Consider the following 24,776-nt stretch of genomic DNA (forward strand, 5'->3'; position numbering starts at 1 on the left):
ATATTATTATGAATGGAAATGCTTTGACGAAAAAATAGGCATGGCCTAAGAATCTCCGGCTTCTACAAGCCGGAGAGGTTCAAGCTGAACAGCAATGTTTTTTAACAGTTTATTTGAACTGTAGAAAAATTGCAATATTTGGAATATTGGAGATAGATGTTATGAAAAGGAAAATTCTAATTTGCACATTAATCCTCGTGGCATTATTCAGTATGGCCAGCATATGTGCGGGTGATGTGAATGATACTTTAACGGCCAGTGAAGATGATTCACAAATCGAATTAACTGCAACAGAGGATAATCTGGAAAAAAAATATTGATGAAAATCAGATAATTGAAGAAAAATTCGTTGAAGACAATGGAACATTTGCTGCATTGCAGCAAAAGATTGACGGTGCGGAAGTTAACGATTTAAATACTCTTGAGTGAGCTTACATTCGCTCATACATTTTGTACAGCCAAGCCCAGCTTTATATTGTCCGATGATATATTCTCCGCAGGCTTCAATATCGATAATGTCTGAACGGTTCAGTCTGTCATTCCATTTTTGTGGGTTTATTGCATCAACAGGACAGGCATCCTGGCAGTTTGTGCACTCATCGCACTCCGAATCAGTAATTGGTGTGCCGAACTCCAAAGGCATGTCTGTCAGTATTCCTCCAAGCGCAACTGCTGAGCCGTATTCCTGTGTCACGAATAATGCAGATCTTCCAATCCATCCAAGTCCTGCTTTGGTGGCAATTGTCTTGTATGGGAGGATGCTTAGCAGTTTTTCCATGTCGCATTCATTCCGCTTCATTGTGAGAGCAAATGCATCATATCCGAGGTTTTTGATGTACCTCTCACCCTTGTGGGATATTTTTGTCAATTTTCCTATTTCTCTGTGGAATGCCTTCCAGTACTTTTCATACTCCTCTTCTTTGACTAGCTGTATGGTTTCTTTAGGAATTTTCAAAACAAGGCTTATCCCATTTGGAAAATCAATGAACTGGCTGGCCAAACCATTCACATCAGCAAAGCCGACTTTGCTTGCACCTGACTTTATCAAGTATTCTTTAAGTTCACTCATCTCAGACATAATATCTAATATAATTTTCAAAACATTTAAATGATAGTGTAGCAAATCTTTAACTTTAAGGTTTATTAATAATTAAATTAAATATTACATGTAGTGATTAGATGAAGGATATAGATGTTTTAATTGAAGCTTTACCATATATCAAAAAGTTTCATGGTGAAAAAATTTTAATTAAGTATGGCGGACATGCTATGGTGGATGAAGAAGCAAAGTCCTCCACAGCTCGTGATACAGTATTGCTCAAATATGTTGGAATGAAACCGTTGATTGTACACGGTGGAGGTCCTGAAATCTCAAGATCAATGGAAAAGTTAGGTAAGGAATCCAAATTCATCAAAGGTTTAAGGGTTACTGATGAAGAGACCATGGAAATCATTGAAATGGTGCTTGTCGGTAAAATCTCAACCGAAATCGTATCAGAACTCATCAAGCATGACGGTCAGGCAATAAGTTTGTCCGGAAAGGATTCAAGCTTGATTTTTGCTCATAAAACTGAAGCCAAAAAGATTGATGAGGAACTTGTTGATTTGGGTCTTGTCGGTGAAGTTGACTGCATAAACACCGAATTGCTTGACATGTTCTTGGAAAACGATTATATTCCGGTAATATCTCCGGTTGGAATTGCAAAAGACGGAACCAGTTTAAACCTCAATGCAGATACTGCTGCAGGCGAAGTTGCAAGTGCAGTAGGTGCTGAAAAACTGATTATTTTAACCGATGTTCCAGGTGTTTTAAGAGATCCTTCCGATCCGGATTCATTAATTCAAAAAATCAGAATTTCAGAAGTTCCTAAACTGATTGAAGATGGAATTATTTCAGGTGGAATGATTCCAAAAATAGAGACCTGTGTACAGGCCATTGAAGACGGCGTCAAATCATGCCACATCATTGATGGACGTAAAAAACACTCATTGCTTTTAGAGATATTCACTGATGAAGGCATCGGAACCATGATTTTTAAATAATCATGGTTATTTCACTTCTTTTTTTTTTAAAAAAAACTTATTTTCATTCTTTAAACATTTCCCGCAATTCTCTTCTGAGCAGTTTCCAGCCGTTTACTCTTGGAAGCTCATCAAGCGGAAATATTTTTCTTGGAACCTTATACCTTGACAGGTTTTCACGGGCAAAAGCAATCAAACCATCGTCATCTGCTTCATTTTCCCAGACAACTGCTGCAACTGGTATTTCTCCTCTGTGACAGTCATTTATGCTGAAGATGGCTATTTCCTTGACTTCAGGATATTTAATCAAAACTTCCTCTACTTCAGTTGGATAGATTTTCCATCCGCTCATTACAATCATGTCCTTTTTGCGGTCTGTAATGAATAGGCGGTTGTCCTCATCGAGGTATCCGATATCTCCTGTCAGGAACCATCCGTCTTCTAAAAATGATGCTTTGGTTTTTTCTTCGTTTCCCCAGTATCCTTTTGCAACTGCTGGTCCTCTAAGGGCAATTTCGCCCTGCTCATATTGCGGCAGAATCTTGGAGGAATCGTCTTCATCAACGATTTTGACTTCTGAAAAGCAAACCGGATGGCCAACACTTTCAAACCTGTCCGCTTCACGGTAGTCTTCAGGTCTGATGACTGTGCCTGTTCCAATCACGATTGTTTCGGATAATCCATAGGCGTTAATGATTGGTATTGCATAGGTTTCGTGGAAATCCTTCCAGATTTTCTTATGCAATGGGCCTCCACCTGAAACAATCTCCCTGACGGTTTTAAGCTCTTCACGCCTGTCCATTGTGGTAAGAGAATGTATTACCGGAGGCATTCCTGTCAGGACTGTGACCTTTTCTTTTTGGCATAATTCCAGATATTCATCAATGTTGAACTGTTCCATTAGAATGTAATACGCTGCAGATCTTAATGCTGCAATTGACCAGGAAAGGCCAACGTGAGCCATCGGATAGATTCCTAAATAAACGTCATCCTGCTTTAAAGTCAATACGTCACATTCGTTGTGAATTGCAGTGAAATAATTTCCGTGTGTCAGCATGGCTCCTTTTGGCTTACCGGTAGTTCCAGAGGTATATTGGAGCTGACATAAATCGTCCCAGTCGGTATTTTCCGCTTCCAAAACATCCCTGTCTTTAAATTTGGAGATGTCTTTTGGGACATATGTCTTAATGTCAATCAAGTCTTTAGCATCATCATCAGTAATCATCAGCTTTGCCTTGGAGTCGTCTACAATGTATTCCAGTTCATTGGCAGTAAAAATTCTGTTTCCAGGAATGGCTATTGCGCCGATTCTCCAGATTGCAAATAATGAAAATAAGTACTCTTCGGAATTGTTTAAATAGATTAATACTCTGTCGCCCTTAACAATCCCTAAATCTTTCAGGTCACGTCCGATTCCAGAGATTATTGATAGGATTTCGCCGGAGTTGTATTTGTTTCCGGTTGTCGGATTGTACAATACGTTCTTGTCTAATCTTTTTGAGTTAGCATCTAAAAAAGTAGTAATGTTCAACATTTAAATTAACTCCCTTACAATGGCTTTGGTCACGTCCATGGTTGAGGCATCTCCTCCCAAATCGGGAGTCCTGATTTTGCAGTCTGCCATTACCTTTTCGACTGCCTGTTTGATGTCATTTGATGCTTCCCATTCGCCCAAATAGTCGAGCATCATTGCAGCGGACAATATCATTGAACATGGATTTGCGATGTATTTTCCTGCAATGTCCGGTGCGGATCCATGTACAGGTTCAAACAATCCGTTGTGGTCTCCTATATTTCCGGATGGTGCAAGGCCAAGACCTCCTACGAGTCCTGCGCTCTCATCGGACAATATGTCTCCAAACAAGTTGCTTGAAACAATAACGTCGAAATTCTGTGGTTGTGTAACCAGATACATTGCCATAGCATCAACATAGTAATCTTCAGTTTTGATTTGCGGATAATCCTGGGCCACCTTGTAGAATGATTCTTTGAAAACGCCGTCGGTCTTTTTTAGGACATTGCTTTTGTGAACGCATGTTACTTTACTTTCTTCCCTCTTGATGCAGAGATTGAATGCTGCTTTTGAAATTCTCTCGGATGCGCTTCTGGTAATATGTCTTTCTGCAATCATCTTTTCTTCGTCGCCATATTCCACTTGTGAATAAAGCCCTTCAGTGTTTTCCCTAACTATCACAAAATCAATATCATCGCGAATGCAATTCACTCCCTTGTATGATTTGATGGGTCTGATGTTTGCATATACATTCAAGGCTTTTCTTAAATTGATAATTGGGCTAGGCTGGCCAGGTGTTGAAGTTGATGCTCCAAAGAGTACTGCATCGCTTTTATTTGCTATTTTAACAGTTTCTTCAGGTAATGTGGTTCCATTTTTATTGAAACAGTCAAAACCAGCTTCCCCATAGTCAAAACTAAATTCCAAATCGATTTTATCGAGCAAATACTCACAGGAATCCATTACTTCCTGACCAATTCCATCTCCACTAATTATTGCAATATTATACATTATTTCACTTATGACAATTTTGTTCGTATATTAATAATATTGATGTCATATTATATAATTTTAATTTTGTTCGTATGTTATCGAAATACTTTTATACTACCCGATATATAAATGATATTAATTACATAGTAATAGTAGTTAAACGCCTTTAATTTAAAAGAGGGATTAAAATGGAAAGAAGTATCGACGAATTGATTGAATTATTAAACGATAAAGATGACTTTGTTGTTGAAGATGCAATTGGAGAATTAGAATTAAGAGCTGATGAAGCAGTTGATGCATTAATTGATGCTTTATCTAGCAGAAAAAAACAAATCAGATTAAATGCCGCTACCCTATTGGGAGCAATCAATGACCCTAAAGCAATTCCTGCTTTAATCGACACTTTAAGAGACAACAACAAATTAGTTAGAAGAGAGGCATCAACCGCACTTTCACGTATGGGAGAACCTGCTGTCGATCCTTTAATTGAAACATTAAGCGATGAAGATTGGAAAGTAAGAGGAGCAGCTGCATGGGCTCTTGGAAACATCGGTGATGAAAAGGCAATTCCTGAACTTGAAAAATTGCTTGATGATGAAAGCGGCTTTGTAAAACAAGGTGCACAAAGCGCAATAAACTCAATTAAGAAATAATCATATTTCTTAACTTTTTTTCTTTTTGCATATTTCTTATTGCAATTTCAATTTTTTTTTAGTAGCCATAATCTTTTTTTAATTGATAATGCATATTCTTAAACATGGAATTGAAAAAAATCAGCAGGTATTTAATTTACCTGATTTCATTATTCATTATTTCATTGGGGGCTTCACTATCAATCAAGGCTAATTTGGGAACTTCTCCATTAATTTGCCTTCCTTACGTTTCCAGTCTGATTGTTAAGTTGAGCGTTGGAGAGGTAATGTTTGTATTCACCATTATTTTCATTCTTATTCAGGTTGCGCTGCTTAGGGGAGGATTTGAAAAAAGGCAATATCTGCAGCTCGTTATTGGAACCATATTTTCAGCTTTCGTTGACTTTTCCATGATGTTGGTTAATGGAATTAATCCGGTGGGATATATTAGTCAAATGACATTGCTTTTGTTAAGCTGTGTTGTGGTGGCATTTGGGGTGCTGTTGGAAATTCAAACCGAAATCGTCTATCTTCCTGCTGATGGAGTGATCGTTGCCATTTCAAAGGTATTAAAAAAGGAGTTTTCATATGTAAAGCCATTTGTTGACTCATCAATGGTTATTTTGGCTGCCGCACTATCCATTATATTCTTGGGTTATCTTGCAGGCGTTCGTGAAGGCACAATTATTTCGGCGGTTATCATTGGACCTATAGTTAAGGTTTTAAAGAGTTATTTGGATCCCTATATTGAAAGAATAATTGAATAATCCGTTAAATTTCACTTCAATACAACTGTTTTATCAATCATTCCAATCAAAATCTTATTGATAGGGTTTTTAAGGGATAATGGATGTTCTTTTTGATACATGTCACTGAATGGAAGCACTCTGAAACTTGACATGCACTGGTCGGTTGAGCGAAGTGCGAAATATGCTTTGTAATCCCCGTCAATAATGTTGATGATTAATCCAACGTCTTCTATCCGCTCATGACCTGCAATGCCTTCCTCAGCATATACCCTAAACTTTTTGATGTCATCAGCGGTGATCAAAGCATATTCCATCATATATTCGTATTCGTCCTCATCAAGGTCATAATCATCATACTCTATAATCTCTGAACATTTATCGTCTGGAATGGCCAGATTGGTGGCGCAGTATCCAAGAGAGATGTAAATGCCTTCATGGTCCAGTGCCTTTGAGATTATGTCGAAGTAGAGGTTATCCAATTTCATGGATTTGTGTATGTCTCCGAAAATTTCAGGCACCATGTGGGTAATCCCTCCCTCTTCAATCACTGTGCAGTAGAAGTGTTCTTCACCAAGATAACCTGCGGTTGAGGCCTTTTCGATTGTTTGTTTAATGTCAATGTCATTTGCATCTTCCATTCTTTGAGCTATCTTAAAAACTTCTTCATCACTTATCATCAGCCGCACCTTCTTTCAGATTCTTTAGATTACTTTTCAATATTTTGTAGATATTTTCGGCACCAAGGATTTCGTCGCTGCCGATATCCCAGTCTGATGGGTATAGAATAAACGGTTCTGACTGGCTTCCTCCTGCACCGCCATGGCTTCCGACCAGTTCTTCAAAAGCGCATACCTCATCGTTTTCAGCATCATAAAAACTGTTGACAAGAATATCCGGTGTGTATTGGAATGATACGTTTCTTTTGATGTGCCTTGCAATGTTTTCACCAAATCCTTCAAGCGGATTTTCACCTTCGATTTTATCACTATCCAAATAGTAAGTTCCATTTTTTCCTATTGCCAGATTTCCATGTTCCGAGGACTTGACAACAATGAAACCTATGTATTCATTGTTGATGATTCCAGGAATCAGTTCAGGTAGAAACTCGTTAATTTCCTCATAGGTTAATCTGTGACTCCATTGGGTCAGATAAATCATTGCAAGGTTGCCTGATGCCAATACGATAACTTCAGAATCGCCCAGCTCTTCCATTTCTTTTTCGTCAATCCGGTCATCGTTGTTTTTTGTAAATGGAATGAATGATTCGGCATAATGGTCTTCATTGGATGACATTTTGGCAAACATCTTCATGTCTTTTGGAAGTAGGGATTTGACAAAATCCTCAAAGGACTCCCCGTATCTCTGCATAAATGTTGCTCCGTTTGTCTGGCCGTGGTCTGATTGAATGACGAATTGATAATCCCGAGGGGTGTATTTTGTTGCATTAACCAGGTGTCTGATCTGTTTGTCCATTCCCTTAAGCGCAAACCATGAATCCTCGTCACGGACTCCTGAATGATGCGCTATCTCGTCATAGCCCAGATATGTTGAGTATGCAACGTCAACATCTCCGATTAGCATATCTCCAACAAGGGTTGAGGTGTTTATTTCCCTCATGAACACATTTGTTGCAGCCCTTACAACTATATACGCTATTCCACGTTTGATTCTGGGTTTTATATTCATAACACTATGTTTTATCTGAGAGATTATCTCTAAAATCATTTCCGCTATGAATAATGATAGGATACGTGCAAAATTGCTTGGATTTGAAAATACGGAATACCATGCCTTGTTGTATAGTTTTTTAATGTTTAAAATTTTACTGAATGTGAAAATGACATTGTCGGTGTCTCCTGAAAATAGATTTGACCTGCTTGCACCATCATCCACAAGCAGTCCGTTTCCATCGGAAATTCTCTCTTCCAATATCTTGACTTTGCTTACCCCTGAACACTGCATCATCTCATTGTTGTTTGCTTTTTCAATCCATCTGAATGCGGTGATGTCAGTATTGTTTCCATGCAATATTCCTGCCTGGCTTGCACCTGTCTGTGAGGACAAATCTGTTTCCCACTTTCTGAGGGTGTGTGTCTTATCTTCAATCAGGGATTTTACGGTAGGCATCAAATCTTTGTCAAGGGCTTCCCTTAGCACGTCATATGCCAGCCCATCGATTTCAACGATAATCAAACCAGGATACTCTTTCACTTTTCCTTTTCGTTTCTTTTTTGCATCTCTAAAAACGGACCGGTAATATGAGGCGTCATCCTCTATGGTAAGCAATGATGAGAGAAATGTTGTAACGAATGCCATTGCCAGTGGCGCCAGGATTATTGCCAGGCCAGTAATTTCTATATCAAACATTGGCGCAAAAAGTTCAAGCAGTATTCCATTTAAAATCAGTGACCCGAAACCAAATGTAAAGACTAAAAAGGGCATGAATATTCTGGTCAGTAGGGGCCATAATAACGCATTGATTATACTTATAAAAATAACCAGGAATGCTATGTCATCAAAGTAGGATATTTTAACTCCCAGGCCAAAAAAACTAATTAAATATATTCCGAGGACATTACCAATGAATATGATTATGCTTCTTTTTAGTGTAGTTCTGGGTGGGGTTTCAAATTTTTTCACGTATTCCATTAAATCACTTTCTTAAATGTTTAAAAATTTCATCGATATCCTCAGCGACTTTAAAGATCTCTTCCTGTTTGTACAGGAAACCCTTTTGACCCATTTCATCAATCATTTTAAGCATGGTGTCATAGAAGTTGTTGATGTTGAACACGATGATTTTCTTATCATGTTTCTTTAGCTTTTTAAGTGTGATAATTTCAAAGAATTCATCCAGAGTCCCAATTCCTCCCGGTGAAATAATAAATGCGTCGGAACGGTTTAAGAACTCCAGTTTTCGTTCATCCATTGAATCAACATAAATAAATTCTGAGCATTCTGTGCATAATGGTTCGAATTCGCCAATCCATTCTGGTGCAATCCCGATGGATTTTCCGTCATTGTCATGAACTCCCCTGGCACAGGAGCCCATCATTCCGGTATCTCCACCACCGAAAACAAGGGTATGACCTTCTTCAGCCATTTTGCAGCCTAATTTATATGCTTCATCAGTATAGATTTTGTCTATTTTTCTGCTTCCAGATCCATAAAGGCATATGTTCATATCATCATCTCTCAGATGTCGGGTGTTTGCTCGGCAAGGCATAGGTGACAAATTGCATTTGGATTGTCCTTTTGATTATCCTTTACAGGACAGAAATAGTTGCCGTCAATTTCTTCAACGGACAGATTTCCTGGAAATTCACTTCCAACAGGATGGATAGGCTCTTCTAAAATAAATGTTGTGTAAAGAGCAGTGATGACATAAATCAATGGGAATTTATCATCTTTTGCATCTGACATTCTTTCATTTTCAAATGTTCTTTTAAGTAGCGGAAAAGATTCGTTCAATGCGGTTTTATCAATTGCCTCATCGGCATAATCCTCTTTTTCTTTAACTTCGTTCATGCGTATGATGAAGTATTTTATGTAGATTGTCAGGTATTTTTCACGGTATTGCTCTTGAATGTATTCTCCGTCTTTTCTTATATATGCTGTGGCCAGCATTAAATCGTTTACGGATATGATACGGGCATATTTTTTTAGAATTTCCATTATCTCTGATTTTCTGATTTCTGCATTTTCAGATAATTTTTCAAGTTCCACCAGTATGTCTTCCGGCATCATGATTTTATTTATAAAATTTATAATTAATAAAAACTATTAATTACTTTAAACTAACTATTATGTAATGGGGTAAGAATATGAATGAAGATTTCATGGAGATTTCAAAAGAGGACATTGAAAATGTCGAAAATGCTTTAAAGACTAATAGCGATTATAAGTTAAAAAATTCTAAATTTGATGTAAAATCCTTTGAAAAAGGAAAGGACATTATTATAATTCAATATGTTGCAAATATTGAAAATGAACTTGTTTTCAGCACATATGAGGAAAACGGCAAATATTACATAACAAACACTTTTGAACTGTTCATTGACAATATCATAAACGGCAATGCTTCACGTGATGTTTTCCAGTCTGTAAGCAGCTATTTTTATGATGTAATAGAAAATCCAGACACTGACTTCACCGATGAGAAAGACGAGCTAATCCGCTTTTTACTTCTTACAGAGGATTATGATGAATCTCAGCTTCAGAATGATTTGGATCCGGAAAATATACGCAATGATTATAAAAGTGACCATGAGAGAATTTACTCAGATGAGTCCATGAACAGGGTTGAAAAGAGCCTGGCCATGAAGGAGCTTGTCCACATGTCAATCTGTCAGGTTATCAATGATATCGAGTTGTTTTTCACAAGGCCTTCTAATTTGACTCCTGAGGAAGTTGCTGAGAAAAACAAGCAGGAAGCAAAGGCTCTTGAAAATGAATTGCAAATGTCCTAAATATTTAAGTATTAAAATTAATATAATAATTATTAATATCAATTCGGCTCGATGATTATATGATTAATATTACCCGTAATGAAGAGGTTGTTCTAAACCAAATAAAAATATATGCTATCGAATATCCTGAGGGTGTTCCAGTCAATATACTCAGAAAGGAGCTTGGATTTCATGAATATGACTTGGTTCACATTTTAGAGGAGCTTCAGGATAAAGGCTTGGTTGTTTTTAAGGACAATACTGCACAATTATCTGAAAGTGAAAAGGAAATCAATACAGTCAATTCCAAAAAGGATTTGGAAGAGCTGGAATTGAACCAGAAGGAAAAGGATTCATATAAGCTGATTCAGGAGCTTGTTGATGACAGGAATCTTGTTTCCAAATATACTTTAGAAGGTCATTTGTTGTATGGAGATTTGGAACTTAGTAATTTCAGAATGTACCATATTATATTGTCTCTTCAAAACAAAGGGCTTTTAAAATCAATTGATAAGGACGACGGAGAGTATTATCTTCTCGTTGAATAATATTTTTTACATTTTTCTTAATATTTGAAGTATTATTATTTTCTAATTTAATCATAATATTTATATAACTTAAAAATTATATATTGATATAATTATTGAAATTATGATGTGTTTTTTATGATGAGAATAAGTATGTCACTACCTAAAAAATTACTAGCAGATTTTGATGAAGTATTGAAGGAAAGGGGATACCAGTCTCGTTCAAAAGGAATTCGTGATGCACTTCAGGATTACATTGTAAGATATCAGTGGATGAATTCCATGGAAGGGGAAAGAATCGGTATCATAACAATTATCTACGATCACCACTACACTGGAGTCATGGAAAGCCTTGCAGAAATCCAACACAGCTTCAGAAATGAAATCAATACAAGCATGCACATTCACATGACCGATAAGTACTGCATGGAGATTGTAGTGGTAAATGGTGATATTGCTGAAATTCGTGATTTAACCGAAAGGATAATGAGACTTAAAGGTGTTGAACACGTAAAACTTACAAGTACAGCAAACGGAGAAGATTTCAAGGAACCTGGTCACTCACATGACCATCCTCACACCCACTAACTTCTCTTTTTTTATTATTTTTTTTCGCATGAAATTCAAAACCACTCCATATCATCATGACTTATTGAAGGATACGGATAGGTTGGCCGTTTTTTATGAAGCTATTGAGCAATATGATTCAAGCACCGATCTGGCATATGATTTGGGTTGCGGAAGCGGAATATTGTCCTATTTTTTGAGTTCTAAGTTTAAGGAAGTAATCTCTATAGAGGCGGACTTCAAGGCATTCAAATGTGCAAAGGAAAATTTGTCTGATTTTGAAAATGTCCATGTCATCAATGGTGATGTTCTGGAGCATGATTTCACAAAAAAGGCCGACCTGATTGTTTGTGAAATGCTTGACACTGCACTAATCGATGAGGAGGAGATTCCTGTATTGAATTATGCAAGGGAATTCCTGAATGAAGATGGGAGAATCATCCCTCAGGGAATTATCAACACAGTTGAATTGGTTAATATGCAAAGACATCATATCCACTGGGATGAGGGGGCAAAGTATGATGCGCTTTCAGATGAGGAGGTATATTCGCAATTCGACTTTCTGGATGATATCAATCCTGATTTTACTGCTGATTTTAAGTTAAGAGCCAATAAAGATGGCCTGCTCAACGGATTGAAGATTACAACCTACACCAAACTTGATGATGATATAATTGCAGGGCCTCTGCCCATGCTAAACCCTCCATTGCTGGTGCCCCTTGAAGAAAGGCAAGTAATGGTAAATGACTTTATACATGTTCAGATAAAATATAGTATGGGAAAAGGGATTGAGAGTGTAAAAACTCAATATCTATAGGTGAAAATGTGGACTTTGAATCTCAATTAAGCAATTTTTTGACAGACTGTGAAAAATTAATGGTGCTGGGAGTAGGCAATGAGCTTAAAAGTGATGATGGTGTAGGGCCATTTATCATAAAGAAGCTTAAGCAGGAAAACATTGAAAATAAAAACCTGTTATTCATTGATGCCGGAACCGTGCCTGAAAACTTCACTGGAAAAATCAGAAAAGAAAACCCAACTCACCTGATAATTGTTGATGCCTGCCTTATGGACTCCAATCCCGGAGATATGCAAATAGTAAATAAATATGAATTTGCAAACATCGGCATTTCAACTCATTCGATGTCCCTGTCATTCTTTGTAAGGTATCTTGAAAAGGACACCGAAATCGCAATAATATTTGTCGGCATCGAGCCTGAAACCATGGAGTGGGGGGCAAAACCAACCCCGGAGGTTGAAAAGTCGGCTAATGAATTTATAGAAACTTTAAAGGAAATCGTATTATGAAGCTATTATTTATCGGTTCAAGATTATATGATGATTTAGACTGGTATGTGAAGTCTAAAGGAATAGAAAGTATTTTAACAGAATCTAATGAAGAGGCAATAAACCTTGATTTGCCTGACCAGGTATTCATTGTTCCGCGTGGAATGGACGGACCAAAGCAGGTTGCACTGATGCAAAAGGTAGATGCAGTCGTTCCGTTGATTGGAATCGACCCTCCATTGATAGATGTTGCGCACATGAAAGAGGAGCTTGAAGCCGAATATGATATTCCTGTAATTGCCGCGGGAGTCAGGGCGGTTGAGTTGACCTCTGATAAAATCAGGACTAAAGGGTTTTATACTGAAATAGGCGTTGAAACTCCAAATTATCAGATATTAAATAGTTCGGATGAGTTAACCCTTGATTTTCCTGTTGTCCTAAAGCAAGGCCAAGGACAAGGCGGAAAGGACATCAAAGTTGCCCGATCCATTGGGGATGTTGAGGAATACTTCAAGGAATTTGACCAGGCGTTATGTGAGGAATTCATCGAGGGAGCTGAGATATCCATTGAGGTTTTAGGTTTCAATGGCGAATTTGTAGCACTTCCACCAATCTATAAAGGTGAAACCACTCTTGAAGGAACACATCCGTTGAATAAGACAAAAACCGGCCCATGCATGGTTGAAGGACTGGACAATAACCTAGTTCAGCACACCGCTTATAAGGTGGCAAAAAATCTTGATTCAGATGGAATATTCGAAATGGATTTCATGTATTCCAGGAAAAACAACCAGCTTTATGCTATTGAAGTGAATACAAGACCTAACGGCACCAGATATTTGACCACTGCCACATGTGGAGTAAATTCATTGTGTGAATTGGTTAATATGGCTATTGGGGAGTTCAGCTTATCCAATATTTCGGATAAACTTCAATATTTCTATTCAACAGAAATTCCGATTGGAAATTATCATGGTCCAGCACCAAATGAACCTGTAAAGTCATTTGAAGTCAATGACTTTGTTGTACATGGTCCTGAAGGTTATCAGAGGGTAACTGCACGGGCAAACTCCAAACAGGAACTTGAAAATCTTGTTGAAAAATTAATCTGAAAGTCTGTGTTATAAGTTATAATTATAAATACTATTATCAATATATAATTAAAGTAATATTAAATATTGATTTAGTGTGGTATAATGAATAATACAGATATGTTAATTCTTTTTTTAATAACATTATGTGCTACAATATTCTTTACATGGTATATTAGAAGAATATTATTAAAGGCAAGGATTGCTGACAATCCTATAGTTAGTGAACATAGACATAAAAGCGGCACTCCTACAATGGGAGGAATAGCATTTTTATTTACAATTTCCTTTATCATTTCACTATATTATCAGAATACTCCAATATTAATCGTATCATTCATTATGCTCGCCGGGGGAATTGTAGGTCTTGTTGACGATTTAATAGGTCTCAAGGTTAAGGAAGTTCAAAAGATTGTTGTGAACACTTCAGATGAGGTCATTGCTTTGGGAAGGTTGGACGTTGAACCTGGAGAAGAGGTACGTGTAGCAACTCCAAAGGCAAAAGCGGAAGTGGATGACCTGCTTAAGGAAGGCAAAGTCGAAGTAATAGGTGAAGTTCCAATCAAAACAGAACCTGAAGAGCTTGAAAAAATCGTTTGTCAAATTGTTTTAGGTCTATTTTTAGGATTCACAGGTGCTGTGACAACATTGGGAGGATTTAATTTAGGATTATTTGCCATTCCTGTTGTTGTGATAGCAATTTTAGGTTGTATCAATTCAGTCAATCTCATTGATGGTATGGATGGTCTTGCGGCAGGAATTGTGGGAATCGCATCAATCTCATGCTGTGTTTATGGTTATCTCTTTGGACCTGCAACCATTATTCCTCCGTTTTTAATTCTGGCAGGAATATGTTTAGGATTTTTGGTATTCAACAAATATCCTGCATCAATATTCATGGGAGATACAGGATCATTTGTATTGGGTACAGGTTATGCGGCGGCTGTTTTGGTATGTGATGTTCCATACTTTGGAGTTCTTGCTTTGGGTGTGCCAATCATTTCAGTTGTTGTTAGCCTATTGCACAGGGCACATATAATCAAATTGCCGGTAGAGCCTTTGCATCATACATTAAACCATTATGGAATGTCTGAAGTGAAAATTATTTTAACTTACTGGGGAACTACCGCTTTGTTATGTATTATCGGTATACTTGCTAAGATGTACTTATTCTAATTATTTCGGTGATTTTTATGGATATTCAAGATTTGGCTGATGCAGTTAATGGAAAACTTATAGGAAATGATGATTTTTTCTCAATTGACGGATTTACTGGAAAATTTACCTTTTTGCATGATGCTCACACAGGAGACATTGTCATAAGGGAATGGGTTGATCCAGTGGGTGTCGAAATGGCATTCAATCAGAACATTGCCTGTCTGATAACTCCCGAACCTAGAGACGGCGCTATTGAAACCGCAAACAGATTGAACTTTCCGATGATTATTATAGATGACCTTGAGGCTGCCAGTGTGTATGCATTAAGGTTTTCCAAACCCGACAAACTGGAAAACATCTGTGACTTGGTAAGTGCCGTTGAGGGAAGGATTGTCGGAAATGATGAATTTTTCTCAATCGATGGGTTTACCGGAAGATTCACATTTTTAAATGATGCCCATACTGGAGATGTTGTCATAAGGCATTGGATTAATGCAACAGGCATTGAGATGGCATTCAACAAGAACATTGCCTGCCTCATCACACAAACTCCAAAAGAGGGGGCTATTGAAGCGGCAAATAGGCTTAACTTTCCATTGATAATCACGGATAAGATTGAGCTTGCCAATGCGTATGCACTTTCACATACTATAAAGAATGAGTCTCCGCTCTCAAAGAATATTGTGATTACCGGAACCAATGGAAAATCAACAACATCACACTTGATTTATCATATCTTGAATCATGCAGGTTTTCATGCATTGACAAATACAGACAGCGAATCAGAATTCAATACTTTAATCGATCCTATGGTTTCCAAATTGATTTCAGATGAAGTCAGGGAAAACGGCCACATTGATTATCTGGTCATTGAGGTATCAGAAGTTCAGGGATGGCTTGGAAAGCTAATGGAAAACCATGCCGCATTAATGAGTAAGGCTGTTGAACCTACCGTAGGGGTCATAACAAATATTGCAATGGACCATATAGGCCTTGTTAACTCAATCGATGATGTTTACAATGAAATCAAAGCAGTTCCAGAAGCTATAGGCAATGGAATCACTGTTTTGAATTATGATGATGAACTGGTAAGGTCATTGGATGCCAAAAATCCGTTTTTCACATCAATGTCCAAGCTTGACAAGGATAATGCAGTGTATTTGGATGGTGATGCAATATTTTATAAGGGCGAGCCTATTTTGGCTGTTGATGAACTGCCATTCAGCGGAAATCATTTCATTCAAAATATCCTGTCAGCAATTGGAGCATGCATTTCTTTAAAAATCGACATTGATAAAATCGTTGAAGGCGTAAAAACATATAAGGCATTGAACAGGCGTTTTGCTAAGCTAAACGATGAACCATTAATATATGACGATTTCGCCCATAATCCCGATGGAATCAAAGCCACAATCTCAGAAACCCTTAAGCTGCTTCCTGAAAATCAGAAGCTGCATGTTGCCTGTGCAATCAGAGGTTCAAGAGGGGTTGAAATCAATCAGTTGAATGTTGATGCACTTGTTGAATCAATGAATGATGACATTGAACTGTATTTGTCTTCAAGCAATGATGTGGTTAATGAATTGAATTTTGTTGAAGATGATGAAAGAGAAGTATTTTTCAACACTTTAAATGAAAACAATGTTGAATATACCCATTTTGATAATCTGAAAGATTGTTTGGCTGAAGTCTATAAAAATGCCGATAAAAATGATATTATTTTGTTGATAGGTGCTCAGGGAATGGATCCTGCTGAGTCACTTTTATCCGACATTATATAAATTTAAATATTATATTGATTTAATATATTAAATGTATAAACTCATTCTTTTTAAAAGAATTGACACTTATGAGGATATAAACATGTTTATAAAGATTAGAAGAGACACATTAATAATTTTATTATTAGCGTTTATTTTAATTCTTTGTGGTCGTTTAATCACATATGTTGCATTTGCTTCATCTACAAGTATCGATGACGGTATTCCTATTTCAGGAATCATTGTTAAAGGAAACGATATTGTTCCTGCCGATACTGTCAGATATAATGTTATGCAAGCAGGTTTCAGGGACGGAAGTGTAATTTATGGAGATATTTTAAAAACTTCTAAAAGAGAGGTTTCCCTACAGGATGCGATACAGACGGCGCAAGAATTTGCAACACGGTCGACGGTGCCTGGTACATCTGTTGAGCCGGTTACTGCAGCTGATGTGCAGGTGGATAAGAATACAGGTGTTGTTACTGTAACTGTTATAGAAGACTTTTCTTCTGTTGAATTGAATAATAAAACGTTGGGAGTGGGATGAATGAAATTGAATAAGTTCCACATGTCCATAGCTTTTTTAATTATATTCTTAATGACAATGAGCAGCGTTGCCGCTACTTGTAACATTATTGTCATCACTGACCCTTCCGGTAGTGATCCGAATGGTGCGGCAGCTGGAAGTATGTCCTTTGCGGATAACATGTTCCAGTCTACATTTTTAATGTCTAAAAATAATCATTTTGCGGTTCTCTCAGGGGGTACCGGTAGTTCAGATACAAGGCTGGATTCAGTTATTGAGGCAGTGGCTAATTTGGAGAATAACGCTTCTGCAGCTTCTGCAGCATCCATTGCTTCTCAGTATAAGGGGGCTCGTCTGGTAGCTGGAGGTCCAAGTATTGGTGCAGCTATTGGAGGTTCATTTAACGCTTACGTAATTACTGTTGACGATGCAAGTAATGATATTAAGGTAACTCCGTACACCAGTGGTGTAGCTACCTTGCAGCCTGGTCAAAAAGGAGCCATTATTCACTTAAGGAACACTGATGGAAATCCATTATACGGTACAGCAGATTCTGTCAGAAAAGAAACTGCAATGAATATCGGAAAAATGATCAGGGACGGATATCCTGCAACCACTATCCTTTCAGAGGCCATGGGTGAAGTGGCTAAAGATTCAGGTGAAAAATACGGTGGTGGTGGAGTGAATTTGGTTTCTGGAATTTCAACAGACGACATGTTTACTCCTATTGAAATGAACCAAACCGGTTATCCTATGGATGAGGAATACTCAAGAGTATGTGACGATTGCGGATGGGCTATGGGTTATCCTAGAGCTGAATCATATGATGTGTGCCCAGTTTGTGGAGCCGGACTAAGAACCGTTTATGCATATGAGGCGTTAGGATCTGCCCTGACTGTAAGTCCAAATGCGGTCAGTGTTTCAGTTTATGGAAGTGATAAGCCAGGTTTAGCATCCACAACATCCGAAATTGTTGAGGCATCCGTTGCAAAATATGGATATGATGCGTCAGCTATTGCAGGCTCAATTAATAGGGCTATTAATAACGGACTCTTAATGGGTGTTGACCATGTAGAACCTAAGGACATCAATGTCAAACAGGGTTCAAAGGCTGTCGGTGTTTATTATAATGCACTTCCGGGAGACAGGTCATCTCCTGCATGGGACTTGCCTATTGACGGCAATATCTTGAACATATTGGGTAGTATTCAGACCGCTGTGGGAATTATTTTAATACTTTTAGTTGTGTTCAGATCAAGATTATTAAAATCTTTCCAAAATAGGTGATTATCGTGGCGTTGATATTAGTTAGAGGGGAAAATAATTCCAAATTGCTCAGTGCAATTGCCGATATGGAACGCCATGGTAATTTGAATTTAACTACAAAACCCAAAGTCGTTGATGCAAAATTTGCTGATTCATTAGTTGAGGGAATTTTAAATTCAAAACTCAAAACAACATCTAATGTTGCCATTGCATTTTTTGTAAAGGAAGATACTACCTTAAGCATTATGCAAGTTAAAAAAATTCATCCTCCGGCTCATGTTGTGGTTGTCAGTGATGAATATGATGCATATTCCAAATTGGAGTATGTTTTAAATAATGCTGAGGATTTCAGTGCATATCATTCCACTAAAGCTATAAATGATGGGATGATTGACTATAAAATAAATAAAAAAGAAAGGCATATTAGAAATGATAAGTTAAATAGCTATACAAAATAGCTATTTTCTTTTGATTTTCATAATGTTGCCTAATGTTCTTTCTCCTGAAGAACTGTTTACGAATTGATTCAAATCAATATTATCTACTTTTTCAAGCAATTTAATGCCTAATGTCTTTTCGAGTTTCTTTGTGAGTTTGGTGTCGGGAGTCATTTTCCCGGTTTCAATTCTGGTTATCACTGAAACCCTTTCGTTTATCTTTTTACCTAACTCTTCACGAGACCAGTCTTTTGCTTCTCTTGCTTTTCTAACTTCAAAGCTGAAGTCTTCAATCAATTCTTCTGTAGGTTCGTCATTTCTAGAGTAAAGCCTATTCCTTGTAGTTGAAGGTCTTTGATTTTTGTTCTTGTTTTGTTTTACAAATTTAGGTTTTGGAGGTGCTTTTTGAATCTTTCCAAGTTTTGAGCACTCTTTACAAACAACCATTACTGATCCTTCAATTTTTGCTCTTATAGGATTGTTTTCTGGCACAGGTTTGCCACAAATTTCACATTCCATATCAATCAGTTCCTTAATTTTCTAAATAAATATATATTATTAATGTTATATAATGATTGTTAGTATGAATTAAAATGAATACCTTTAAATACTTTAAAGTTACTAATTGTTATTAAAGTAACATGTTGTTAAAATTTTAAACTAACTGGAGATGATTCACATGAATGATTTTAATGATTTGGAAAATTCTTCAAAAGAGCAATTAATCGAAAAAGTAGATTTTCTACAAGAGGAAATTGATATTTTAAGAGAAGAAAAATCCAAAGCTAAAAGTAACTTAATGTGGAAAGTTAGGAAATTAGAAAAAGATAAAGTCTTAATAGAAAATGAAAAAATCAGACTTGAAAGAGAAGTCAAATCTCTTAGATCAGAAGTGGATAGATTCAGATCCCCTCCATTAGTGCTCGCTACTATTACAGAAGTGTTAGATGATCATAGGATGACAGTTAAAAGCAGCACTGGACCTAGTTTTCTTGTTAATTACTCAAAATTCTTAGATGAAAAATTATTAGTCCCTGGTTCAAGGGTCGCTTTAAATCAACAGACATTCGGTATAGTTGAAGTATTGCCGTCTGAAAAAGATGCAAACGTTTCAGGAATGGAAATCGAAACCAAACCAGACATTACATATGATAAAATCGGTGGTTTGGAAGACCAAATTATTGAAGTTAAGGAAACAGTTGAGCTTCCTTTAACAGAACCTGAATTGTTTGAAAGGGTAGGAATAGAACCTCCTAAGGGAATTCTGTTATACGGACCTCCTGGAACTGGTAAAACTTTACTTGCAAAAGCGGTAGCTAATGAAACCAATGCTACATTCATTAAGATTGTAGCTTCCGAATTTGTTAAAAAATACATCGGTGAAGGCGCAAGGCTCGTCCGTGAAGTGTTTGAACTTGCTAAAGAAAAGGCTCCTGCAATCATATTCATTGATGAATTGGATGCGGTTGCTGCAAAAAGACTTAAAAGTTCCACCAGTGGGGACAGGGAAGTTCAAAGGACATTGATGCAGCTATTGGCTGAACTCGACGGATTCGAATCCAGAGGAGACATTGGAATTATCGGAGCAACTAACAGGCCTGATATTCTAGACCCTGCACTTTTACGTCCTGGACGTTTTGACAGATTCATTGAAGTGCCTCTTCCAAATGTGGACGGCAGACGTGAAATACTTAAGATTCACACTAAAAACATGTCATTTGATGAAGAAGCTGATATTGATTTGTTAGCCGATTTAACAGATGGCTTTTCCGGCGCTGATTTAAAGGCAGTATGTACCGAAGCAGGTATGTTTGCAATTCGTGCTAAACGTGATAAGATCACTGTCGATGACTTTATGAAAGCTGTAGATAAAGTTATGGATAAAAATAAAGAAGACGAAATCTTTAAATCAGAAGCAGGAATGATGTTCGGATAAAATTTAATTGACAATAAGCCTATGATGAACCCTATGAGCTCTGATATGTGATGAATGATGGGCGAGCTGAGGCTTATTTTTTATAACTTTTTTCTAAAACTTTATTTAAAATAAATTATAATAGTATTATTATGTTATTTGATAGAAATGATGAAAGAGCAATTGACAGGGTCATATATAAAACCAAACCTAATATGATTCTGGGATGCAAGAAAGCGATATTCGGCATTGTTCTATTGATTGTTATCTTAACAGTCTCTCCTATGGTAATAAAATTTATAGGAGAAATGCAGGTTTATTTAATCTCTAGAATCAATCTTTCCCTGACAAGCTATACAGCGATTGCTTTTTTTGTAATCATTCTTATTAATGTTATTTATATAATATGGCAATTGGTCGGATGGTATTCAATAGAATACATTTTAACCGACTCTAAAATCATTATTAAATCCGGTGTTATTTCCACCAAAAAAAATTATATGCCTTATGCAACAATTCAGGATATCAACACTTCTCAAAATATTCTTGAAAGATTAATCAATGTTGGATCTGTTTCCGTTTTCAGCGCCTATGATAACAATCAGATAGAGCTAAAGAACATTTCCAATCCTTCTGAAGTTGAGGAAATCATATTTTCAAGAATGGTTGGGCCAAGGAATTTCCAAGCCCCTCCACACCAAATGCCTCATTATGCCGAAAGAAGCTATAGGGATGATGAATATTACCCTAGAAATGAGGACTATTCAAGCCCTGATGATTATTTGGGCAGAAATGATTATTATGATGAATATGAGCCTATAACTCCAATTACTCATGAAAAAAATGCATATCAAAGAAGGGAATATGATTATTATCCTGAAAACTTTGACAGTTTATCAGGTCAACATCCTCGCCATACCTATGAATATGAACCTTATGACAGTGGATTTAATAACTCCCGAAATCTTCGCCAAAACAATAATCAGTATAATAGAATGGGCGATGATTATTCCTATGGCAATGAGGATTATTATCAGAATAATGGCCGTCAAAGTTATTATGATGAATCAGTTGATGAACGTCCTCAAAATGAACCTGAGAATGTAGATGCTTCATCCCAAAGAGTCATTCAGAGACATTTTGATAAATTTAAAAAATAAGGTAATTAAATGAATTTTGATTTTGACGCAGTCATTGTAGGGGCAGGTCCTGTAGGTTCCACCATTGCTTATTATCTCAGCAAAAATGGATTGGATGTTGCAATTGCCGATAAGAAAAAGCAGATCGGTTATCCTCTTCAATGTGCGGGAATTTTAAGCAATCATATTTTTGATGTAAATGAACTGCCTGATGAAGTCATATTAAACACCGTCAGGGGCGCTTTTCTGCATACTCGAAATCATATTTTGAATGTCAAAAAAGATGAATCAGTTGCATATGTCATTGACAGAATTGCATATGATGAATTCCTATTGAATAGGGCTGTCGATAACGGAGCTACATTTATTAATCAAAAAGTGATCGATGTTGACAGTGAAATGGGAGTCACATATCTATCAAATAGTCATGAAATCAAATCAAAAGTAATCATTGGATGTGACGGATGCAATTCACTGCTGTCCAAAAGCATTGGAAACAAATTGGATAATTTTCAGGCTTCACAGATGCTTGTCAAAATCAATGATGAAGATATTCAGTCATTCAGAAACTCAAATGAAAACGTTGATGATTATGTTGACACTTACCTGTTAGATGATATACTTCCTGGATTTTTATGGGTCATTCCCCTGGGGGAAAATAACTACAGGGTAGGTTTTTTCTCCAATCATAACCATAAGATTCAAAACGAGATTCTTAGAAACTTTTTAGACGCCAACTTTGAATATGAACTCATTGAAAAATATAAGGGATTCATACCTATTTTTGATGAAAAAAATAAGTTGGTCGAAAATAGGCTGCTCTTGATAGGCGATGCGGCATCTCAGGTAAAACCCACTTCAGGCGGAGGTTTGCTGATTGCGTTTGATGCATGCAGGATGGCCTGCAAGCATATAATTGGCGCCATAGATAGTGACGATATGGGCATGCTGAATGAATACGAAAAGGAATTTAGAAAAATGTATCTCAAGGAATTCAACTACCAGTTCAAGGTTCAAAGAACTCTCGGGCTGCTGTCTGATGCTGATTTGGATTATCTCTTTTCGAAGCTGAGGGAGAATGACTGTGAAAGATTGATTTCAGAATATGGTGATATGGACACTCAATCTGAACTTGTAAAGGAATTTATTAAAAGAGGTTTAATATTTAAGATTGTGCCTACATTTCTTTTTAAAAAAGTAACAAAGATATTTGGATTTAGGTGAATTTCAATGGAATTATTATGTATACAATCCCAGGAACATCCGGAATTGCCGTTAGCCGAACTGAAGGCAGTTATGGAATGTGAAAATATTGATGCTGAAATAGATAGCATAACCGAAGGTTTAGTTGTTTTAAAGGATATTTCACAGGATAATTTCATGGACTATTATCAGATTCTGACCAGAAGATTAGGTTATACACATGAAGTCCATGAGCATATTTTAAAAACTGATGTTAAAAACTTGGATAAGGATGTTTCAGGCGTTGACTGGTCAGATTTCATTGATAAAAATTTTGCCGTGAGGGTAAAAAGAATTCGTTCCGAAGTTGACACTGTAGAATATGAAAGAAAGCTGGGAACACTGATTCTTGAAAATTCAGAAGGCATCAAAGTCAATTTATCAAAACCAAATACATTGGTTAGGGTAGTTGCATACGGTGATGACTTATACGTGGGCATTGAAAGGATAAAGCTAAACAAAAAACATTTTGAAGAGAGCAAACCCCATAAAAGACCATTTTTCTATCCTGGATCAATGAATCCAAAGCTTGCAAGGTGCATGGTTAATTTATCCAGAATCAAGGAAGGCGAATTGTTGCTTGATCCATTTTGCGGAACCGGAGGCATATTGATTGAAGCTGGATTGATAGGATGTAAGGTTGTCGGGTCAGACATATATTGGAAAATGCAGAATGGAACAGCCATCAATCTGGACCATTACGGCATTACAGATTATAGGACATTCCATCTTGATGTGCGTGAACTTAAGATGTATGAAAAGGTGGCCAGTGTCGTTACGGATCCCCCTTATGGTATTTCAACCTCAACTGGTGATGTTGATGGTGAGGAAATTTTCAAGGAATTTTTCTATGCAATCTATGATAACATGAAGGACGATGCATACCTGTGCATGGCATCTCCACATTATGTAGACTTAAAACCGATGGTTGACGAAGTTGGATTTGTCATTGTCGAACAATATGGAATTAAAATGCATAGAAGTTTAACAAGAATTATTTCCGTCATTCGTAAAAAAGTTTAATAGTTTATAAAGATTAGGAATACATTTATATACTAGTTGTTTTTTGAAGGGATTTATTTGCTATGAAACCTTATAATTCCTTTTTATTTTATTATTTTGCTCAATATTTTTTTTTATTTTAATTTTTCTCGATTTTTAAAATTATTTTTACAAATCTTTATTAAAACTTTATTTTAATCAAAATTATAATTATTTGAGATTATTTTTAAATTTAAATTAATTTAATATATTTTTTCATATTTCAATAATATTTTGCAATATTTTATAATTGATTTTGTTATTAAAATTTGTCTGTCTATTAAATGTGCTATGTGTTTTATGGCGATGACCTAAGTAATATTGTATGGAACAATGTTTACTATGATGGTTGCTTTCCGCATGTAGCTATACATTTGTGAGTACTTGAATTTTCTCAAGTATGATGTTGGTTTTGTAGTATGTGGTGAATTAGTTACAAACTAGTTTAGTGTAATACTCGTCT

General features: G+C 36.6%; 27 protein-coding genes. 19 read left to right on the forward strand and 8 right to left on the reverse strand.

Annotation, left to right across the window (positions count from 1 at the left end; translation table 11 throughout):
* Positions 1-161 precede the first annotated feature (161 nt).
* Positions 162-320 (forward strand): hypothetical protein, encoded by a 159-nt coding sequence (locus E7Z79_RS06210; RefSeq protein WP_303739102.1) that lies wholly within the window; start codon positions 162-164, stop codon positions 318-320.
* 83 nt (positions 321-403) lie between these two features.
* Here the strand turns inward: E7Z79_RS06210 and E7Z79_RS06215 are convergent, their stop codons facing one another.
* On the reverse strand, positions 404-1,078 hold the full coding sequence (locus E7Z79_RS06215; protein WP_303739103.1) for a hypothetical protein: 675 nt from the start codon (positions 1,076-1,078) through the stop codon (positions 404-406).
* A 101-nt stretch (positions 1,079-1,179) separates the two neighbouring features.
* On the opposite strand from E7Z79_RS06215, the gene argB reads away from it, so the two are divergent.
* Positions 1,180-2,043 carry an acetylglutamate kinase gene (gene argB / locus E7Z79_RS06220; RefSeq protein ID WP_303739104.1) on the forward strand — a complete coding sequence of 288 codons (864 nt, stop codon included), beginning with the start codon at positions 1,180-1,182 and terminating at the stop codon, positions 2,041-2,043.
* Between the two features lie 43 nt (positions 2,044-2,086).
* Here argB and E7Z79_RS06225 read toward each other — a convergent pair whose 3' ends face one another.
* Positions 2,087-3,556, reverse strand: coding sequence for a class I adenylate-forming enzyme family protein (locus E7Z79_RS06225; protein ID WP_303739105.1), 1,470 nt, complete (start codon positions 3,554-3,556; stop codon positions 2,087-2,089).
* Positions 3,557-4,546: a homoisocitrate dehydrogenase gene (gene aksF / locus E7Z79_RS06230; protein ID WP_303739106.1), complete on the reverse strand. Its 990-nt coding sequence runs from the start codon at positions 4,544-4,546 to the stop codon at positions 3,557-3,559.
* Positions 4,547-4,716: 170 nt separating this feature from the next.
* Between aksF and E7Z79_RS06235 the strand changes: the two genes are divergently transcribed.
* Positions 4,717-5,181 carry a HEAT repeat domain-containing protein gene (locus E7Z79_RS06235; protein WP_303739107.1) on the forward strand — a complete coding sequence of 155 codons (465 nt, stop codon included), beginning with the start codon at positions 4,717-4,719 and terminating at the stop codon, positions 5,179-5,181.
* 104 nt (positions 5,182-5,285) lie between these two features.
* Complete coding sequence (locus E7Z79_RS06240; RefSeq protein WP_303739108.1) at positions 5,286-5,927, forward strand: YitT family protein; 642 nt, start codon at positions 5,286-5,288, stop codon at positions 5,925-5,927.
* Between the two features lie 11 nt (positions 5,928-5,938).
* Here the strand turns inward: E7Z79_RS06240 and E7Z79_RS06245 are convergent, their stop codons facing one another.
* From E7Z79_RS06245 to E7Z79_RS06260, 4 genes are read right to left on the reverse strand one after another with little or no spacing between them, the layout of a single operon-like run.
* Complete coding sequence (locus E7Z79_RS06245; RefSeq protein WP_303739109.1) at positions 5,939-6,586, reverse strand: hypothetical protein; 648 nt, start codon at positions 6,584-6,586, stop codon at positions 5,939-5,941.
* Positions 6,576-8,558: a phage holin family protein gene (locus tag E7Z79_RS06250; RefSeq protein WP_303739110.1), complete on the reverse strand. Its 1,983-nt coding sequence runs from the start codon at positions 8,556-8,558 to the stop codon at positions 6,576-6,578. The genes E7Z79_RS06245 and E7Z79_RS06250 overlap by 11 nt, the downstream gene beginning before the upstream one ends.
* A gap of 4 nt (positions 8,559-8,562) precedes the next feature.
* Positions 8,563-9,093: a TIGR00730 family Rossman fold protein gene (locus tag E7Z79_RS06255; RefSeq protein WP_303739111.1), complete on the reverse strand. Its 531-nt coding sequence runs from the start codon at positions 9,091-9,093 to the stop codon at positions 8,563-8,565.
* Between the two features lie 11 nt (positions 9,094-9,104).
* On the reverse strand, positions 9,105-9,656 hold the full coding sequence (locus E7Z79_RS06260) for a DUF2115 domain-containing protein (RefSeq protein ID WP_303739112.1): 552 nt from the start codon (positions 9,654-9,656) through the stop codon (positions 9,105-9,107).
* A 77-nt stretch (positions 9,657-9,733) separates the two neighbouring features.
* Here E7Z79_RS06260 and E7Z79_RS06265 point away from each other — a divergent pair, with 77 nt between their 5' ends.
* From E7Z79_RS06265 to E7Z79_RS06315, 11 genes are all read left to right on the forward strand, one after another.
* Positions 9,734-10,378, forward strand: a complete 645-nt coding sequence (locus E7Z79_RS06265) for a hypothetical protein (protein ID WP_303739113.1) — start codon at positions 9,734-9,736, stop codon at positions 10,376-10,378.
* A gap of 59 nt (positions 10,379-10,437) precedes the next feature.
* A complete protein-coding gene (locus E7Z79_RS06270; protein WP_303739114.1) occupies positions 10,438-10,905 on the forward strand; it encodes a hypothetical protein in 468 nt (155 codons plus the stop codon).
* Positions 10,906-11,022: 117 nt separating this feature from the next.
* On the forward strand, positions 11,023-11,472 hold the full coding sequence (nikR, locus tag E7Z79_RS06275) for a nickel-responsive transcriptional regulator NikR (protein ID WP_296782828.1): 450 nt from the start codon (positions 11,023-11,025) through the stop codon (positions 11,470-11,472).
* Positions 11,473-11,500: 28 nt separating this feature from the next.
* The gene (locus tag E7Z79_RS06280; protein WP_303739115.1) at positions 11,501-12,268 is read left to right on the forward strand and encodes a methyltransferase domain-containing protein; all 768 of its coding nucleotides are present in this window, start codon (positions 11,501-11,503) and stop codon (positions 12,266-12,268) included.
* Positions 12,269-12,276: 8 nt separating this feature from the next.
* Positions 12,277-12,759: a hydrogenase maturation peptidase HycI gene (hycI, locus tag E7Z79_RS06285; protein ID WP_303739116.1), complete on the forward strand. Its 483-nt coding sequence runs from the start codon at positions 12,277-12,279 to the stop codon at positions 12,757-12,759.
* Positions 12,756-13,850 (forward strand): acetyl-CoA carboxylase biotin carboxylase subunit family protein, encoded by a 1,095-nt coding sequence (locus tag E7Z79_RS06290; protein ID WP_303739117.1) that lies wholly within the window; start codon positions 12,756-12,758, stop codon positions 13,848-13,850. The genes hycI and E7Z79_RS06290 overlap by 4 nt, the downstream gene beginning before the upstream one ends.
* Positions 13,851-13,934: 84 nt before the next feature.
* Positions 13,935-15,005 (forward strand): glycosyltransferase family 4 protein, encoded by a 1,071-nt coding sequence (locus E7Z79_RS06295; protein WP_303739118.1) that lies wholly within the window; start codon positions 13,935-13,937, stop codon positions 15,003-15,005.
* 17 nt (positions 15,006-15,022) lie between these two features.
* Entirely contained in the window at positions 15,023-16,768 is a 1,746-nt protein-coding gene (locus tag E7Z79_RS06300; RefSeq protein WP_303739119.1) for a Mur ligase family protein, read from the forward strand.
* Between the two features lie 82 nt (positions 16,769-16,850).
* Positions 16,851-17,294 (forward strand): hypothetical protein, encoded by a 444-nt coding sequence (locus E7Z79_RS06305; protein ID WP_303739120.1) that lies wholly within the window; start codon positions 16,851-16,853, stop codon positions 17,292-17,294.
* Positions 17,295-18,560, forward strand: coding sequence for a hypothetical protein (locus tag E7Z79_RS06310; protein ID WP_303739121.1), 1,266 nt, complete (start codon positions 17,295-17,297; stop codon positions 18,558-18,560).
* Positions 18,561-18,565: 5 nt separating this feature from the next.
* Positions 18,566-18,997, forward strand: coding sequence for a DUF356 domain-containing protein (locus tag E7Z79_RS06315; protein WP_303739122.1), 432 nt, complete (start codon positions 18,566-18,568; stop codon positions 18,995-18,997).
* Here the strand turns inward: E7Z79_RS06315 and E7Z79_RS06320 are convergent, their stop codons facing one another.
* Entirely contained in the window at positions 18,998-19,495 is a 498-nt protein-coding gene (locus E7Z79_RS06320; RefSeq protein ID WP_303739123.1) for a multiprotein bridging factor aMBF1, read from the reverse strand.
* 178 nt (positions 19,496-19,673) lie between these two features.
* Between E7Z79_RS06320 and E7Z79_RS06325 the strand changes: the two genes are divergently transcribed.
* The 4 genes from E7Z79_RS06325 to E7Z79_RS06340 all read left to right on the forward strand — a co-directional run bounded on the left by E7Z79_RS06325 (position 19,674) and on the right by E7Z79_RS06340 (position 24,295).
* Positions 19,674-20,912, forward strand: a complete 1,239-nt coding sequence (locus E7Z79_RS06325) for a proteasome-activating nucleotidase (protein WP_303739127.1) — start codon at positions 19,674-19,676, stop codon at positions 20,910-20,912.
* A gap of 131 nt (positions 20,913-21,043) precedes the next feature.
* Positions 21,044-22,051, forward strand: coding sequence for a PH domain-containing protein (locus E7Z79_RS06330; RefSeq protein WP_303739124.1), 1,008 nt, complete (start codon positions 21,044-21,046; stop codon positions 22,049-22,051).
* A 9-nt stretch (positions 22,052-22,060) separates the two neighbouring features.
* Positions 22,061-23,254, forward strand: a complete 1,194-nt coding sequence (locus E7Z79_RS06335; protein WP_303739125.1) for an NAD(P)/FAD-dependent oxidoreductase — start codon at positions 22,061-22,063, stop codon at positions 23,252-23,254.
* A gap of 6 nt (positions 23,255-23,260) precedes the next feature.
* Positions 23,261-24,295: a TIGR01177 family methyltransferase gene (locus E7Z79_RS06340; protein ID WP_303739126.1), complete on the forward strand. Its 1,035-nt coding sequence runs from the start codon at positions 23,261-23,263 to the stop codon at positions 24,293-24,295.
* The last annotated feature ends 481 nt before the right edge of the window (positions 24,296-24,776 follow it).

This window comes from Methanobrevibacter thaueri (assembly GCF_015062905.1).
GTDB classification, from domain to species: domain Archaea; phylum Methanobacteriota; class Methanobacteria; order Methanobacteriales; family Methanobacteriaceae; genus Methanocatella; species Methanocatella thaueri_A.